13 protein-coding genes and 1 pseudogene are annotated in these 17,435 nt (G+C 39.7%); 9 read left to right on the top strand and 5 right to left on the bottom strand.

Going from position 1 to position 17,435, the window contains the following annotated elements; genetic code table 11:
- From ACM0OS_RS17340 to ACM0OS_RS17330, 3 genes are all read left to right on the top strand, one after another.
- Positions 1-1,091, top strand: a 1,091-nt coding sequence (locus ACM0OS_RS17340; protein WP_414544442.1) for a hypothetical protein, incomplete at its 5' end; no start/stop codon positions are given.
- A 210-nt stretch (positions 1,092-1,301) separates the two neighbouring features.
- Positions 1,302-3,431, top strand: a complete 2,130-nt coding sequence (locus ACM0OS_RS17335; protein WP_414544441.1) for a pentapeptide repeat-containing protein — start codon at positions 1,302-1,304, stop codon at positions 3,429-3,431.
- 70 nt (positions 3,432-3,501) lie between these two features.
- The gene (locus tag ACM0OS_RS17330; RefSeq protein ID WP_414544440.1) at positions 3,502-5,211 is read left to right on the top strand and encodes an NACHT domain-containing protein; all 1,710 of its coding nucleotides are present in this window, start codon (positions 3,502-3,504) and stop codon (positions 5,209-5,211) included.
- Between the two features lie 12 nt (positions 5,212-5,223).
- On the opposite strand, the gene ACM0OS_RS17325 is transcribed toward ACM0OS_RS17330, so the two are convergent.
- Complete coding sequence (locus tag ACM0OS_RS17325) at positions 5,224-5,523, bottom strand: HNH endonuclease (protein ID WP_414544439.1); 300 nt, start codon at positions 5,521-5,523, stop codon at positions 5,224-5,226.
- 391 nt (positions 5,524-5,914) lie between these two features.
- Here ACM0OS_RS17325 and ACM0OS_RS17320 point away from each other — a divergent pair.
- From ACM0OS_RS17320 to ACM0OS_RS17295, 6 genes and pseudogenes are all read left to right on the top strand, one after another.
- Positions 5,915-6,046, top strand: a pseudogene (locus ACM0OS_RS17320) (MerR family DNA-binding transcriptional regulator); the annotation flags it as partial.
- Positions 6,047-6,070: 24 nt separating this feature from the next.
- The gene (locus tag ACM0OS_RS17315) at positions 6,071-7,198 is read left to right on the top strand and encodes a hypothetical protein (protein ID WP_414544438.1); all 1,128 of its coding nucleotides are present in this window, start codon (positions 6,071-6,073) and stop codon (positions 7,196-7,198) included.
- On the top strand, positions 7,195-10,404 hold the full coding sequence (locus ACM0OS_RS17310) for a hypothetical protein (RefSeq protein ID WP_414544437.1): 3,210 nt from the start codon (positions 7,195-7,197) through the stop codon (positions 10,402-10,404). Before ACM0OS_RS17315 ends, ACM0OS_RS17310 begins: the two co-directional genes overlap by 4 nt.
- Positions 10,405-10,446: 42 nt before the next feature.
- A complete protein-coding gene (locus ACM0OS_RS17305) occupies positions 10,447-13,461 on the top strand; it encodes a pPIWI_RE module domain-containing protein (RefSeq protein ID WP_414544436.1) in 3,015 nt (1,004 codons plus the stop codon).
- Between the two features lie 129 nt (positions 13,462-13,590).
- Entirely contained in the window at positions 13,591-13,833 is a 243-nt protein-coding gene (locus ACM0OS_RS17300) for a hypothetical protein (protein WP_414544435.1), read from the top strand.
- The gene (locus ACM0OS_RS17295) at positions 13,830-14,762 is read left to right on the top strand and encodes a tyrosine-type recombinase/integrase (RefSeq protein ID WP_414544434.1); all 933 of its coding nucleotides are present in this window, start codon (positions 13,830-13,832) and stop codon (positions 14,760-14,762) included. Before ACM0OS_RS17300 ends, ACM0OS_RS17295 begins: the two co-directional genes overlap by 4 nt.
- Before the next feature lie 9 nt (positions 14,763-14,771).
- On the opposite strand, the gene ACM0OS_RS17290 is transcribed toward ACM0OS_RS17295, so the two are convergent.
- The 4 genes from ACM0OS_RS17290 to ACM0OS_RS17275 all read right to left on the bottom strand — a co-directional run bounded on the left by ACM0OS_RS17290 (position 14,772) and on the right by ACM0OS_RS17275 (position 17,234).
- The gene (locus ACM0OS_RS17290; RefSeq protein ID WP_414544433.1) at positions 14,772-15,131 is read right to left on the bottom strand and encodes a hypothetical protein; all 360 of its coding nucleotides are present in this window, start codon (positions 15,129-15,131) and stop codon (positions 14,772-14,774) included.
- A gap of 4 nt (positions 15,132-15,135) precedes the next feature.
- On the bottom strand, positions 15,136-15,744 hold the full coding sequence (locus ACM0OS_RS17285; protein ID WP_414544432.1) for a hypothetical protein: 609 nt from the start codon (positions 15,742-15,744) through the stop codon (positions 15,136-15,138).
- A gap of 252 nt (positions 15,745-15,996) precedes the next feature.
- The gene (locus tag ACM0OS_RS17280; RefSeq protein ID WP_414544431.1) at positions 15,997-16,452 is read right to left on the bottom strand and encodes a hypothetical protein; all 456 of its coding nucleotides are present in this window, start codon (positions 16,450-16,452) and stop codon (positions 15,997-15,999) included.
- A gap of 2 nt (positions 16,453-16,454) precedes the next feature.
- Positions 16,455-17,234 carry a ParA family protein gene (locus ACM0OS_RS17275; RefSeq protein ID WP_414544430.1) on the bottom strand — a complete coding sequence of 260 codons (780 nt, stop codon included), beginning with the start codon at positions 17,232-17,234 and terminating at the stop codon, positions 16,455-16,457.
- Between the last annotated feature and the right edge of the window lie 201 nt (positions 17,235-17,435).

Below are 17,435 nucleotides of genomic sequence, written 5' to 3'. Positions count from 1 at the left end.
CGTGTTACTGTTTTTTCAACTTGAGACTCCAAAAAGTTTTCTGCACCACTAAGGCACTGGAGAATGACATTATTGTTAGCAATCACATTGACCTAACCCAGTTTAGTAAACAACAGCAATCTGAGATCACCAAACAAGCGATCGCCCGACAAACTGCTGAAACTATCGAGGCTATGAAATCCCCAGGAGAACAGCAATTAGACCACCTTAATGGAACTTTACAGGGTGAATTGTCCTTGAAGAATCATGAGTTGCAGTTGTCTGAGATGGATAAAGCGATCACTGACAATAAGCTACAAGTTGCTGAAACTAATAAAAAGCTGAGTAAATTGTCTAGCACTCCCCAGGATGACCACTCAGCTAGTACCCAATCCCCAAGTGACCAACTTAAAACTAGCCTAGTCGATGCCCTCAAATCTCATGAAGACGGCTGGCTATGGAAAATAATCGACAATCAAAAGCCTGTCTGGGTACTGGGTGAGGCTGGCAGTGGTAAAAGCACTCTAGCAGCATCAATAGTCATGCTGAGGCAATATTTATTTGATATGCCTTTATATCAGCTAATCGATGCCCATGCTGGGGATAATTTAAGGCATTCATGGAAGTACCTTAAACCTCAATTTATTGCCCAAACTGAAGACGATATCGCTCAAGCTTTTGATGATGCTAGGGAACGTTGGCTAGATAGAATCAATAACCAACCAGATAAAACCTCTCAACAATTGCTAGTAGATGAATTTACCAATTATTCAGAGAGTGATATCACCAATGAACCTGCTAGAAAGTTTGTGAAAGCTTCTCTCAGTGACCCCAGGAAAGCAGAGGAAAGGTTAGTCTGTATCGCTCACTTCTTTACTAATACTGCTACTGGTGGCAGTGGTGGCACTGCTAAGGGTAGGGCTAGAGGTACTATCCAAATTGATCGCAAAACTGCCGACGGTAAAAAACCTTTGCCCGTTGCCACAATCAACGGATTAAATGATTCTAGTGGTGAGGCGGAAGTAGATAAAAAAGTGACTATTCCAGACTGGCTTACCCCTGATAAAATCCTAGATCACTTTAACGGTAAGCCCATCAACTTTGACGCATGAATAATTTTCTGATTGAAATTATCCCTGAATCTCGCTGGATGGATTTGATTGATCATAGTTAAAACATTGGATTAGCTAAATCTGATTTAGGTAAATGTGTACTACTTTGACTAGCAGTTTTTACACAAATTTAACTGAAAACGTTAAAATACCGGAATTGTTCGTGGTATATCTGTAGCCAAATAAGAAATTTGTATACCGCACCCAGCCATGACACAGGACTTTTCCGGTCGAAATCTTCGTGGGCGTTCCTTTAAAGGTCAAAACCTTGAGGGTGCAGATTTTAGTGGTGCGGATATAAGAGGGGCTGATTTTACAGCGGCAAACTTAATAAATGCTAAATTTACAGGTGCTAAAGCGGGAGTACAGGGATATTGGATCATTGGGTTACTAATTATTTCATTGCTTTTGTCAGGAATATCAGGATTTTTTTCAATTGTACTTGGCATCATTGTAGGATTTAGTGTTTCCAATGAAGGTGTTAACGCTATCATCTCAGGGATAATCTCCCTATTTGTGCTATTACTTCTCTGCGTTATCAGCCTTCGTAAGGGTTTAACAACAGCTTTATTGGTCTTCGCAACACCTTTCTCCGCAACTATTGGTGTAGCTGCAAGTATATATGTAGGTGTAGATATCACCACAGCTTTAGCCGCAGGAGTAGCTGGAGCTGCATTGGGAACCGTAGCTTTCTCCTCAGCAGTGCTGGGAGCCTTGGCCGTAGTTATAGCCGTAGTTACAGATAAGGCTGTAGCCTTAGCCGCAGCTGTAGTTTCAAGTGCAATCGTGGCTATAGCTGTAACCATAGCTATATCCGCTACTGCTGCTAAAGCCCTCAATGTTTCTGTACCCATAGCTTTTGCTGTAACACACACATTATCAAACATTTACATTGGCTGGCGTAATGTAGCTCAAGGTGGAAAGGATGCTTGGATTCGCTCGTTTGCCATCGCATTTGCTGCCATAAGAGGAACTCGTTTTTACAAAGCTGACTTAACCGATGCAAAGTTCAACCAAGCTATACTCAAAAATACAGATTTTCGCAAAGCGAATCTAACTCATACCTGTTTCCACCAAGCTAAAAAACTAGACTTTGTGCGTCCTGGTATTAGCTATCTGCAAAACGCTAATCTACGACAAGTTTTGACCACTGGACAGGGGCAAGGCGTAAACTTTGACCGTGAAGATTTACGAGGAGTAAATTTCCAGAAAGCCTATTTAAGCGACGCTAGTTTTATCGCCGCAGATTTAAGCAATGCTTCTTTCCAAGATGCCGATTTATCAAGAGCGAAGCTGGTACAAACTCAACTTGATGCTACAGATTTTACTGGTGCTAATCTCACTGGTGCGTACATTGAAGATTGGAATATAACCAGTCAAACTAACTTTACTGATGTAAGGTGTCAGTACATTTATATGCGCCTTCCCACAAAAGACAATCCAGACCCCCATCGCAAGCCAGATAATAGAGAAGAGATGTTTGCAGATGGTGAGTTTGGGGATTTTATCCAGCCAATTTTCGACACACTTGACCTCTACCATAGCCAAGGTGTTGACCCCAGAGCGATCGCAATTTCGTTTAAGCAGTTGGCAGAGAATCACCCTGATGCTGAACTAGAAATTGTAGCAATGGAGAAACGGGGACAGGATAAGTTTTTACTTCGTTCCAAAACCGCACCTACAGTTGACAAGTCCCAACTGAGTGCAGAATATTTTGACACTTACAATGAGATAAAAGGTTTACCAGAACGAGAAATTAAATTACTTTTAGCAGAAAAAGATAATCAAATCCGGAGATTAGAAAATATGGTAATGACGGCGCTGGAGCGTCCTAGTTTTTATTCAAATATTCAAGTAGAAGAGGTAGGTACTATGACAAACACCCCCGGTGGATTTTCAATTGGCGGTTCAGTTGGCGGCAATGTCAACAACGTTCAAGGTGTCGGCAACCGAGTAGTTCAAGGAGATACAACAATGACTGGCAATCGCAATATCAACACAGGTGGCGGCAACTATAACGAGCGCATTCAAGGCGACTACGTTCAAGGTAATTACTACGCTGCCGGACAACCCCAAACCCTTGCTGAAGCTGCTGCCGAGATTCAACTATTACTAAAACAATTGGAGCAAACTTACCCAACCACTACTACATCACAACAAATGGTAGTAGCAGCAGAAGCCATCAATCGAATTGAAAGTAACCCCACCTTGAAAAAACGAGTAATAAATGCTGTAAAGGAAGGTGGTTTAGCGGCTTTTGAAAAAGCAATTGACAACCCAGCAGGTGCTTTTATTGTTGGTGCTATCAAAGGCTGGCAGGAAGTAGAAGCAGAAGATTAAAGTAACTGAATTAACATACTTCTAAGTTCAGAGTTGGACACCCCGCAGCTATAGATAAAAAAATTAATTCATGCGAAAAGATGAAGAGCAGAACCCGCCTGAAAATCGCAATATTAATACTGGAGGAGGTAATTATAACGAACGGATTGAAGGCGACTATATTCAAGGTAATGTTTTTCAAAATATTTTTCATCTAGGTGGGCAGACAACGACACCAGTAGGCAACCCGGCTCGACCAAAGAATGAACGGATACTACTAGCCGCAGTCAAGGAGGAAGTTACAGCACGATTAAGACAATCCCTCCATAATGCTGTGCTGATAAATTTGGGTAAAGAGTCACAACCCCAGCAGGTAAAACGCCCTTGGGATGCAGAGATAAAAATTGGCTCAAAGCCTGCTGAACCTCTTTCAGATACCACCACTATTTTGCAAGTATTTGACTCGGAAGAAATTGCAGGAAAATTATTAATATTGGGTGCGCCAGGAGCAGGCAAGACAACTACACAATTAGAACTAGCACAAGCTTTAGTTCAACGTGCAGAAGAACAGCCTGATTATCCCGTTCCTGTTTTATTTAACTTGTCCTCTTGGAAAGATGATCGACAATCTCTAACTGATTGGTTAGTGGCTGAACTCAAGTCTAAATATGGTGTTTCAACTAAACTTGGTCAAGACTGGGTAGACAATCACCAATTACTACCATTACTTGATGGTTTAGATGAACTTGAGCCACAGCGTCAAGAACTTTGTGTCTATGCAATTAATCAGTTTTTAGCAAGTGAAACTAGACCGCTTTATCTAGTTGTTTGTAGCCGGAGTGAAGAATATACAAACTACGCTACTCAATTGCAACTTAACGGTGCTATTTACTTACAGCCTTTAACTAAAAATCAAATTTATGATTATTTAACTAGTATTAAATATATAGAATTGTGGTCAATTATTAGTAATGACATAAACCTATTAGAATTAGTTAAAACTCCCTTATTAGTTAGTATTACTGTTCTAGTCTATCAAGAAATATCTATTGAAGAATGGCAGCATTTGAACTCTACAGCCGACCGGATTCAGTATTTGCTAGATGCCTATGTAGGGAGGATGTTAATACGAAATATTAATAGTAGGACATATTTTCAGACTAAACCTCCTAATGCTAAACGAACCCGAATTTGGCTTGTATGGTTGGCTCAACAAATGGAAGGAGAAGCTAAAACTGAGTTCTTGATTGAAGAAATTCAGCCTAGTTTATTTAAAAGTAAATTTCCCAAAATTATTTATAATTTGATTGTCTGGGGAGTTATACAAATGCTGATTTCTGGGCTGATTTCTGGGCTGATTTTTGGGCTGATTTCTGGGCTGATTTTTGGATTTCATGGTCTAGAAATAGAAAATAAAACTATTCCTAACCAAGGTATTTGGCAATCTGCTAAAAATATAGTCAAATTATCAGCCTTGTTATTTTTCCCTTCCACAATATTAATATTTTTGATTCAAAAAATTCTTCTTAATAATAGTTTCAATGAAGCATTAATTTTTAGCTTAATGTCTGGATTACTTTTGGGATTATTAGTGGGGATACCTAGAAGTGGAACACCAGTTATCAAACACTTCATCCTACGCCTCGTCCTCTACTGCAACGGCTACATCCCCTGGAACTACGCCCGTTTTCTCGACTATTGCACCGAGCGTATGTTACTCCAGCGTGTCGGCGGCCGCTACCGCTTCATCCACAAGCTGCTGCAAGACCACTTCGCGCAAATGGAGTTCAAACGGAATTAGGAAGATATAACCTCAAAATAAAGACAGTTGCCCCGGCGATACATTCCCCCTGCGTCGCGTATGAAAACTGAGATGACAAGCTGTACATAACGCGCATAAGTTTGACCGACGATTGTCCTCTGGCACAAAATTAGAATGATGAACCGTCAACGTTAATGCCATTCTTTGAGAACGAGACAATTTGGATGTATCATCACCGGGGCGAATGCACTGCAAGCCACACTTAGAACATCGCCAGTCCACAGATTGTTTCACTAATAGAGCGATATCTGACCAATTTTGGGGATAACGTTGCTGCGATTTTCTTAGCATTACCTGATTCTAAAAATGCGTAGCGATTTAATTACCAGTTTTTTGATAAGAGTAATCTACTCTATGTCAGCCCAAAGCAACAGGCTATAAACTTGTACCTTTTGCCCTTTGCGATATTTGGGACTCATAAATAATAATGTACTGAAAACAACTATGACTGTAAACGCTCCCAGTCTAACTGAGCAGGTTGCTATATGTGGAGGTCAAGCAACAAAGACTTACTTCGCACACGAACCATTTAATAAATAAGACCTTAAAAAGCATAAGAAGTGCATCAAGGTTTCTTTGAAGACCCAGAAGCCTTTCCGTATGCATTTTTCTAGCCCCCATATAAATTTTTTGCCTAGCTTTGCATAGGTAAGTCTAGACAATGCTATAGTAAAAAACAAGAATTGAGGAAAAACCAATTTCAGAGTATATAAGCCCAAAAGAGGCAGCACGACGGCTGGGAGTAAGCGTAGACTCCTTGAGAAGATGGGAAGCTGCGGGCAAAATTAAGGCAATCCGAACCCCATCCGGGCAGAGAAGATTTGACATTAACTCCTACGTGCCAGGCGATAAACCTGATACAAAGCCAAAGGCAAGCACAAAAAATGTCAAGACAACAGATGAACCAACCCTGCGTCAAATAGCTAAGGGAATAGTTCAGTATGCACAACAAATGCAAAAGCTAAAATTTTTCCCTTATCCAGCAGTTCTGCAACTGGGAGTAGAAAAATTACAAGCTAAATATGTGATGCAAAATAAAACCCAACCTCAAGGGGTTCCAGATTTCCTCAGTAACTGGGTGGAACATCCTATGAGAGATTGGACTATTGAAATTGACTGTCCAGAAGAGTGGAAGGATGTTCAATTTGTAGAAGACCAAAAGCCTAGCGGTTTTTGTATTGAGTTAGATGGTTCATATATAAGCGAAGCCGAGCGGATTCAAAAAGAGGTGATGGACGAAGTTTTTAGAAAATCTGCACAAGACCCAAACTTATATATAGAGTTTCGTCGTTTACTTGTTAGCAACCCTGTGATCACAAAGGGAGAGCGAGATGTAAAAGCAGTTTTGCAACTCAAGCCATTACAAAAAGTCCTAGAAGATAGCTATGAAGAAGCCCCAGCTTCTTACAAAAAACAGGGAAAGTTTTATTGCTGCGGTCACTGTGGTGGGTTAATGCATCGGACTGTGGACAATCAATTAAACTGTGAAAACAAACACTGTGCTAAAGAAAAAAAAGCTCCAGTTCCTTTTGAATGTGATAAAGATGACCAAGTTTTATGGCTGAAAAAAGGGCTGCGATATTTTATTCATCGACCTGGGTGTGCAGAACTAAGAATAGAAAAACGTATTAGGGAGTTAGGATTAGAAGTTACTCTCTATCCAGATTTTGATAAATACGACCTGCACATTGTCTTTCCTGATAAAACAGTCTGGGCAGTTGACGTAAAGTTTTGGGAATCTGCATATAACTTAGCTAAGAAAGTTAACGAGCCTATCCCTAGACTTCCCCATCATCCATACAACGAAGCATTTTTTGTATTTGCTGATGAAATTAGAGAATATGGAGGCGAGTATATTCAAGAGTTTATAAATCACTGTCCAGTTAAATTAAAAAAGTCTCAGGTAATGTTTGAAGGTACTTTTATGAAAGTAGTTGAGAAAAAATTAAAAAGTTGTCAATTATGAGAAATACAAAAGACTGGCGAAAACGACTAATCAAAGAAGGATTAGACGATAATTTATGTGATATTGAGTTAGGACTTTACTTATTAAGTTCTTTAGTCCCAAATGCTCCCGCAAGTAGTCTATGGGTATTACTGACTGGTTATCCTTTCTCTATTCCAGAATCCGAAGGCTGGAGTCAGTTGCAATATAAAATGTATGCCTCTGGGCGTTATCTATTAACAGAGTATAGAAGACCTTATGTATGGTCAGAAGCACTGAATAATTATCGTAATTTTGCCAAAGACCAGCGTGGCTATGAAGTATCTGAGTCTCTAAAAGAGTTTAAAATCAATAGCAATATAACAGTTGCAAATTTTAGATTTGACATATATGCCAAAACATTAAAATCTCCTATTCCATTCTATAAAAGACGCGAAATAAAATGGGCAGAAGCTGACCAAACATATAAGTGTGAAGTAAATGGAATTATAGAAACAATTACAATCCCTTCTGCTCTTGTAAAGTCTCCCCCAAACGGACACAATTTAAGTGGTAAATCCCTACGCGCTCCACTTTGTATAACTTGGAGAGAACTAGAAGATACCGCAGCGTGGATGGATAGACAATGTAGTAAGCAAGGGCTAAAATCCCAGTGGGAAAGATGGATAAAGAATGTCAAATTACAGGTATTTAATGATAATGATTGTCTAGTCAAAGTCGAATCTCTAACCATTAATAAGATGATGCATCTAGTAGGGATGGTATCATCAGGCAAATCCAACTTAATGAAAGTCCTGGCAGTCTGGGCAGCCAGAAAAGGATTACACATCACGTTAATCGTAGGTGATGTCCTCCAAATTTTTGAACTGGCTAAGACTTTTGCTGATGTAGGAGTAACCGATGTTGCCCCAATTTTAGGAAATTCAAACAGAAAGAGTCATATTAATCGATTACATCAAGCTGTTTATAATAACCATCCTGAAGAACCATTCAATCAAGCACATCCCGGTTTTAAATGGATAAGTAATACTTGCTTGTTGAGCGGTTTGGTTAACCCTGAAATGTCAAAACCTTTTGAAATAGGAAAACAACCTTGTCTCTCTCTACAACTTATTAAAAAATTAGAATCAACAGACCTAGAAAATAATGAGGCAGATGAGAAACAGTCAGAGCCACCAAAAGCGAAAATGGCTTGTCCTGCTTACAGCGTATGCTCTTACTATCAAAAAGAACGAGATTTAGTAAAAGGTTCCATCTGGATTGCTACACCGGGAAGTCTAATTTATAGTAGAGTGCCACAGCAGATCAACCAAGAAAGCTTACTTTATGCTGAGTTGGTCTGGAGGCGTAGTGATTTAGTAATTGTGGATGAAGTAGACCAATATCAAGCTTATCTAGATAAGGCATTTAGCCCTGAGCAAACATTACGCCGACCAACAAGAGATGCTTGGTTAGATGAAATTTTGCAAAAGGTTGAAGCTGAATTGGTACGTCAAAATTCTCAACCACTTAGCAAAAAAATCATCAGCGACTGGTGGGATGCTTGCCAACAAGCTAAACGAGTTACAGACCAAATTTATTGGATGTTAGGAGGGGATTATCCTCAATTATCTCAATGGCAAAATAGTAAAAAATATTTTACAGATTGGTTGCTATTGCGAGAAGTTGCTATTGATTTAGCCGGAACAGAAAATGCCGATAAATTAATGAAGGATATATTTGAACCTTATATAAATAATCTAGACAACGACAAGGATTTACTTTTTACCCTCACTCATAAAGCCAGTGGTAAGAAAAATTCCCTTATTGAGTGGGTCAAGAAACAAGCCACTATTCCTTTAGAAGCAGAGAAAATTCAAGAAATTGCTGTTAAGTTAGAGTTTGCATTATTAGTCTGCGTTCTACAAAACAAACTTGACTTTATGATGCGTCACTGGAGGCAAGTACAAGACACCCTCAAACTGGAAGCAGAAGATTCAATGTGGTTTCAAGCACCACCCGCAGACTATAACGCATTAATTCCCGCAATGCCGATGGGAAATCAGTTAGCATTTCAGTACCACAAATCTTATAAAGAACCGTTAGGAAGTCTGCGGTTTTTTCGTTGTACGGGTGTTGGTCGTTGGTCACTTCTACATTTCAATGATTTGTTCGCCAGCGACAACATAGCAAGTCCCCATATATTGCTGATGTCAGGAACCAGTTGGGCGGGTAAATCTCCGGCATACCATGTTGATGTACCAGTAACCGGAGTCTTGTCACCAGATACTGATAACAGATTTTCAATCTCCTCTGAGTTTTTACCGTTATATGATGAGAAAAATCGACCAATCTTTGTGTCAGGAACAGGGGATAAAAAACAGAAGAACTTGGAGAAAATTGTCACAAAGTTAGTAGAGGAAGAATATTTAGAGCAGAAACTAATAGACCTTAAAGGGCGAAAAATACTGTTGGTAGTTAATAGCTATGAACAAGTAAAAATAGTCCACGAACATTTAGTTCGTCTAGGATGGGGAAATCGAGTTATAGCTTTAACGAAAGATGATAATAAAGCTGAGTGGCTAGATGATGACTCAGAGAATGAAAACTATAATACATTGCAACGAGGACGAGTATCTGAGTTTGCCAATAAACCTGACAAGGTAATTTTAATAGCCCCGTTAAAAGCGATAGAGCGTGGTCACAATATTGTTAATGAGAAAGGAATGGCAGTAATTGGGGCAGCTTACTTCCTAGTTTTACCCCACCCAAGTCCTGATGACCTCAGTTATGCGATTCACTCTATAAACCGTTGGGCAATTGAAAATTACAAAGCATTTGAGGGAGAAAATCTTGAAGACTTAGGTAATAATTTTCGAGACACAGCTTATCGTCAATGGTTGCGGTTGCTACACCTACCAGTAAGGCTAAGAACTCTTGATGAAAAAAACTTACTTGCTATGCATTGGGATATGGCTGTTTCACTCTGGCAGGTGGTAGGTCGTCTTATTCGTGGTAGTAGTGATGCAGAACTCTTTTGGTGCGATGCCAAGTTTGGACTTAATGTTGCACAGATGAATGAACAAGAGGATATCCCTTCAACAAGTATTCTTATTGGCATCCGAGATTTGCTACAACCTTATTTTGAGGAGGATGATCCTCAGATTACCCAACGAGATAGGCAGATAGTTCAAGCTCTTTATCGCCCGTTTTATGAAGCGATCGCCAAAACCAAAAATCTTTTCTGACGTTCTTCGTAAACATCTCACAAATTACAAATAATTTGATTTATGTCATCACCTAAATACAACAAAGTCCGCTTGTGTGCCTTCCGACTCAAACACAACTTACCCGCTAAAAAATTTTATGCACTGAAGTTTCCAGAAACAGTCAAAGATTCATTAAAAAATCTTGTAGCCGAGAGAGACAGCCGTCCCAAAGATAAAGTTGGTATTCCCATCACATCACTCAACGAAGCTCTACGGGCAAGTATCCCTGGTTTAATTTACATAGGTAAAATTTGGGAAAAAATTTGGTTATACAGTCCAGTTGAAATTCCAATAGATAATTTATCAGCAATTTTCTCTTATTGGCTAGATACTGAGTTTCCAGATGAACATCCAAACAAGCGCAAGAAAGGGATAACCTTTGAGCAACGACAAGCTGTAATGCAGCAACTGTCGAACCCTAACAATTTAAAGTGGGAACCAGTGACTCTAGAAACGGAATTATGGAAAAAATATGCTAATGGAACCGCCAATATTACTGAAAATGCAGATGGATTTATCCTATTGCCTGATATTCTAGCAACGCAACTGAGTGACCCAAACTTAAAGTTCAAATTAAGTGATGAAACAATTCAGTTCTATCGCTGTGCGCCAATAGAAGGAGCAGAGTTGATATCTTGGCCTCCGCTATCGTACACGCAGAAAAACCATACTTACTATTACTCAATAGTTCTGACTTTGAAAGTACAAACGGTTCCGTTCCAGCCATATCCTCAATTGCAATGTGATATGAGTATCCGGCGGTGGTGCAGTATAAATGATACTCGTTTGCTACCAGGAGGGCAAGCTAGTTCTGTGTATATTCGTACCAAGCTTAAATGGGGGAAGGGATTAAATCCTTACGGTTATACCGAATACTTTCAAGTCGCTCCACTGGTATGGAAAGGAGAGCCGAAGTGGAATAATAACTTAGCTGGGTTATTAAATGAATTCAACCGTCTTCCATATACCCCAGAGCAAATTTTAGCTAATCCTACACAAGCACTGAATTTACTAGATATTCCTAATATTTGTATGACCTACAAAGATGGGATAATTCCAGGTCATAAAGTAGGGAAAGGATTACCACCAATTAACCGTCGTCAATTAGCTGAACAGATTGCATTCTTGTTACAAGATGACTGGGAACTAATAGACTATAAGCGGTTTAAATTTAAAATAGATACTAAACAGTCTGCTCAAATATTTGACTTACCCAAGCCCGATGGAACATCTTGGGAGTTACCTGTGCCGGAAAAAGAAAAGGGAGAGACAGAAGAAGAATTTTTAACTAGAAATCAAGAACTATTAAATAAACAAGAGGGACAGAGAAACAAAATTAAAAAGAAAAAAACTGAAACTGAGGAAGAATTTAATTTAAGGTATGAACAACTTTTAGATAAACAACAATTAGAAAGAGATAAATGTCAAAAGAAAGAGGATGAAACCGATGAATACTTCCAATTAAGATATGCTCATTATGAAAAACGTTTAGAGAAACTATCCTCAGAGAAAATAAGACTTTGTGAAGCCATACGTAACTGTATTGGCAAAGAGCTTAGTATTGAAATTTGGTATATTAATGAGTCAACACGGGATGCACTTATAAAGGCAATATGGTATTGCCTGGGGTTGAATACAGCGACAACGGGTATTCATAATTTCCCAGATATAGATTTGACTGTAACTATACGCACACAAGAAATAGGTAAATTAGCAGAACGTTTAGCTTTATCTACAGATAAAACAAAAAAACCAAATTCCAAACAACGAGAAGAAGCTATCAAGAGTAGAAAAGCTGAAGTCGCAGAAACTGTTAATAAAATGCCACCTGTGACAGGGAAAGTAGGGGTATTAGTTGAACTCTATGGTGAAAACCATTGGAAACCTGAATGGACAGACCCCCAAGCAGCTATTCGCTTAGGCTTTGTTCAAGAGAAAATTGACAGGGTATCTAAGTTTATTGTCCCTGAACATGAGGAATTAAAAAAGAAATATGAAAAGGCAGCAAAAGATAAAGGAAGAGAGTTAAACAGGCACGAACAGAATGAAATTAATGGATTACAAGAAGAGCTACCGCAGAAAGCCATAACTTCTTTTTTAGACCTACTGCGGTCGCTGGGAGTACAGATAGCTCCGCCTCGTATAGTTATTCCATCAGCAATTCTTCCTGAACCTCTTACTTATGTTGGTTTATGGTTGGTTAACCGCACTTCTAAAACCAGCGCACATGGGAAACAACAATTGATCCCAGTTCTGGTGAAAATGCGTTCTGACTCTCAAACAATAGAAGCTACTTTTAATGGTATATCTGATTGGATACCCTACGATGAAGCTTTAAGAAAGATAAACTCAAAAGGAACATCTATTACAGGAGATAACGACAAGTTAAAAAAGGAGATCAAAGGATTTATAAAACGAATGCTACAAACCAAAGAGTTAAGAGGTAAAGATACATTACTCCTGTGCGATGCTCAAAATATCCGAAGGTATTGGACATGGCTGCAAGATAAAGAAATATTTCAAGATGGGATAGTTTTTGGCACTGAATCTCCTCAACTGATGCCAAAACTTCGCGTAGTTCGGGTACGCCAAGATGGGGAAACTCCAGAATGGTATGCTCTGCATGATCAAAAGAAACAGAAGGTGAAATTGTTTGATAATTTGGTGGAACTTGAACAGATAAGTGTGGCAACGGAGGGACTATTTAAGACAGACAGCAATAAACGTATATTTCTCAGTATTGGGCAAAAGTCTAATACAATGCCAAAGGAAAAACTTGATTTCAGTAAATTGGATAAACCTCAACTCCACTGGTCAAACCCTGCAATACTTGAGTTAGTAGTAGCTTGCATACAACCAGAAGATGAACCTTGGCATTGGGCAGTATTGACGCATGAATTGCGTCGGATGGCATTGCAATACAAAGACACTTTAGCTCGTCCAATTGTTCTTCACTTAGCAGCGCAAATGGCAGATTATGTCTTGATGGTAGATGAAAATTCTTCAGAAGACGAATCAATTTCATCTCACGCTTGATTAGAGCAATCAGAGTGGCTTATGTAGCAATGCTGTTAGATGGAGAACGCACGAGTATCATAATGATATCAATATCGATATCAACCCTTACCTAGAGAGTATCTAGGTGGGGTTTTAAATTTGGAGTCAATGGCTAATGCCAGCATCAGTTTTGCTTTTTTAGACATTGCTCTTGCTAATACTAGTACATTTGCTTTGAGTAAAAATACTCACAGATACACCACACCCCTGCCGCAGTCGGCTAATATCTCACGAGATGCCAAATCATGTAAAGATTTGCAGCGAAATGTGTTCAGTGGGATGAAACAGATGTATGTGTATCAAACAGACAAAAACCGTGTTTTGTCTTGTTTAGATACCAAAAAAGTATGACACCAGTAGTAGTAGTCAAAACCAGGGGGAAGCAACTATCTAAGTTAGCGCCCGTTAATGCCCAGCAACGGTTAATTCAACTGTGGCTGCATGACAAGCCGCAAAGTACCCAAAAATGTTATCTGCGGTATGCGGCGCAGTTCACCGCGTTTTTGGGGGGAGTGGGGAAAGCGATCTGCCACACGACTGTTGAGGATATGGTGGAATTTTCTGAACATTTGCATAACCGGGGTTTGGCAGCACCTACTATCAAAACCTATATGGCGGCGGTGAAAAGTTTACTTTCCTTTGCTTACAAAACTGGCTATATCCGTTTTAACCCAGGGGCGGCGATTAAGTTGAAGAAGGTAGACCAGCGATTACACGAAAAAGTGCTGACTCTAACTGATATCGCGTTGATGATTCGGCTCACGGAACGGGCAGATTATCGTTACAAGTCTCAACAAATTCGGGATGTGTTGATATTAAAGCTGTTATATGTGGCTGGGTTGCGGGTGTCGGAGTTGGTAGGGTTGAGGTGGAAGGATTTTACTCCACGGGAACGTACAGGGCAAGTTACCGTGGTGGGGAAGGGGGATAAGTCCCGTCACGTTTTGCTGCCGGAATATCTGTGGCAGGAGTTGATGGATTACAGGGGGGATGCGCTCAAGGATGCCTATGTCTTCCCCAGTCGCAAGGGTAAGGGGATGCAGCCACTACAACGGCAAAATGTTGACCCGATTATTAAGGATGCAGCTGAAAGGGCAGGACTGAGGGAAAAGGTGAGTTGTCACTGGTTGAGGCATTCTCACGCTACCCATAATGCAGAAAGGGGAACGCCTGTGCCGTTGATTCAGCAAACAATGGGACACGCTGATCTGGCTACTACGTCAGGTTACATTCACATTCGCCCTGGTGATAGTAGTGCTTTACATTTGCCACGGGTTTGATGTTACTAATTAATTCTTGTCTAAATTTATAACATCACGTATAAATCTATTCCCTGATTTTGATTTTCTTTTACCTTTATCGGTGTTGTTTTTTAATGTTGAGGTACAAAAAAAAGTAAATACTGGACTATGTAAAATTAACTCAAAAACAAAGCTGTGTTTTTGAGGATGAGTTTTATGCTCTCTCTCTACATCTGTTGTCTCTGTCCAGTTCTCTAACCAATCACCATCTACATCTTTAACAAATTGATGAATCCCATCAACACCCATACGCCTCCTAGAACGCCTCAAAGCTCTAGCTCTTGAGAGAGCTTCTCTAGCTCTAGTAATTCTTTCTTCTTTGGGAACCTCTATTTGATAGGACATCATGGCTTTATCTGTCTATATCAATTTTAAGATAACAGTTTTTTGAGATGTGGTCACTATGTTGGAACGCTTCTTGTCCAATTCTTAACTCTACTTGATGTAGCATTGGATTGAAACTTATAAAAATGCCCCGTTTAATTCCCCAGTATTGTAAAGTACGTAACCAATCCTGTTGCTTTGTTTGAGCAAGTTCATTGCGAACGCTTGTTAACTGAATTGACAATGGTATTTGTTGTAATCCCGAAACTATTATATCTGTTGCCATTGACAGGTCTGCGATATAAGAATTAAAGGTGTCTCCACCACTCGATTCTATTATTTGACATACTTGGTCAATTAAGGAAATATCGCTTCCTTCAAAAATGCCAGCCATTAATTTTTTTTTCCAAATAACTTTTTTGGGGTCTTTTTCATTGATCCAAGCAGGAAATAAGTCTTCATACCAATATCTTTCTGTTGGTGTTAATAAGGATAATTCAAATTCTCTATCTTCTTTAGGTAGTAACTGGATTTCTAGCCAAAAAATACTATCTCGGATTAGTTCCTCTAGGAGTTGCATTACGTGTTTTTTGGATATGAGTTGTCCAGTTTTTTTACTGGCAATCCATCTATTCATTTCCTGTAACCTTAATGCCAAATTAGGAAAATTAGTTTGAGATTCTTCGATTAGCTTTGTCAACTCAATCTTAATTTCGTTGGGAGTTTTTTGCACTTTGTATAAAAAATAAGTAATACTTAGACAAATAATTAATCATACCAAAATTTCTATATTTAGCTGCAATTCCTTAGTCTGAAAACGGCGTCTCAGCCACAACAATCTAACCGAGAAAGTTAAATAAATTTAATTGCAGATTGGTATCAACATTTATCACTTAGCTGAATTACTCAACATGGTGATTAACCGCTTAATTTGACCAACTCGCTTACGTTGGTTGTAGCGGCGTTTGGCTTCTGTGGTAATTTTTTCTAAAAGTGCGTTATCGGTACTAGCAAAAGTCCAAGCCGCTTCTAGAAATACCTCAACTGTGATTCCCCTATCTTTACAAAAGCGTGTTAATTCTTGGTCGAGGTCTTTTTCTAGAACGATGGCTGAATGTCGTCGAGTTTCGGGGTACTTTTCCAGTTCGGCTTGGAGTTCGGCGATTGTGTCTGCTGGTGTAGCAGTTGGGTTGTCGGTAGCTGGTACTGGGCTGGTTTCCTGTGGTGAGTTTTGTTCTTCTGTTTGGGGTTCGGGTTGTACTTTGGGAACGAGTGCATCCTGGCGTGGTTCAACTGTGGAGCGATTGCGTTTGTTGCGTAGTTGGTTGAGTACGTTATCTGACATTATTATTTACCTCCAAGTGCAGCCTGAATTTTCTCAATTAAAATTTCAAAGGGATATTCCAAGTCGTTATATCCCAACTCGCTCAAAGTTGTACGTTTATTGATGGCTTGTTTGTAGCGTTCTGATTCGCGGATTGAGGGTATAACTAACCCCTCGCCAACTTCGTCACGCATTCCATCTACAGCCGCCCGACTTTCTTGGGCTTGGGTGTTCCCAAACCAACGATCTCGGAAGGGTAAAACACCTAATACTTGGGCATTCGTTGCGCCGACATCTTGCAAGCCACTGAGTAAGTCCAGTGTCCGCACCAACGAACCGTAACCTTTAACTGATGCTTCGGCGGGGATAATCAAAAAATCTGCTGCGCCGATGACTGTCAAACAAATTTGCGATCGCTGGGGTGGGGCATCAATTATGCACACTTTGAATATTTTGCTGATGGCTGACAATCGTCGCTTGAGTAAGGTTGCACCAACTCCACTGTTAGATAAATAATCTTGTACGGTATCAAGTTGGTCGTCGGCGGGGATAAGAAATAAGTTGTCGTTGTCTTGTGTTGGGTAGATGCAGTCTTCTGGTGCAACTGTTTTTTTGAGAAATTCCAATAGGGTTGGTTGGTTGGGTTCTAACTCAAACCCCAGATAGGTGGTGAGATTATGTTGCGGGTCGGAGTCTAGCATCAAGGTGGGCAAGCCCTGGCGTGATAGCAGCCGCCCCAAGAACAGTGAGGTCGTCGTCTTGCCCTGTCCGCCACTCAAGGAGCTTACGGTAATGGTCAACATATATATTTTTAGTAATTTATTAAATTAGCCAATTAACTTAAACTCATTTGATTAATTTGTCAATTAATAATTTTAGCTTTTTAGCTTTTTGTAAAATTAGCTTTTTGACTTTAACTAATTTTAGCTTTTTAGCTTTTTAGAGATTTGGCAGGGATTCAGGGACATTCCACGAATAAGGGCGAAATGCTTGCTCTGGTTGCT

The organism is Nostoc sp. CCY0012, from assembly GCF_963920855.1.
Taxonomy (GTDB): Bacteria; Cyanobacteriota; Cyanobacteriia; order Cyanobacteriales; family Nostocaceae; genus Cyanocohniella.
This window is presented reverse-complemented; position numbering and strand designations above follow the sequence as displayed.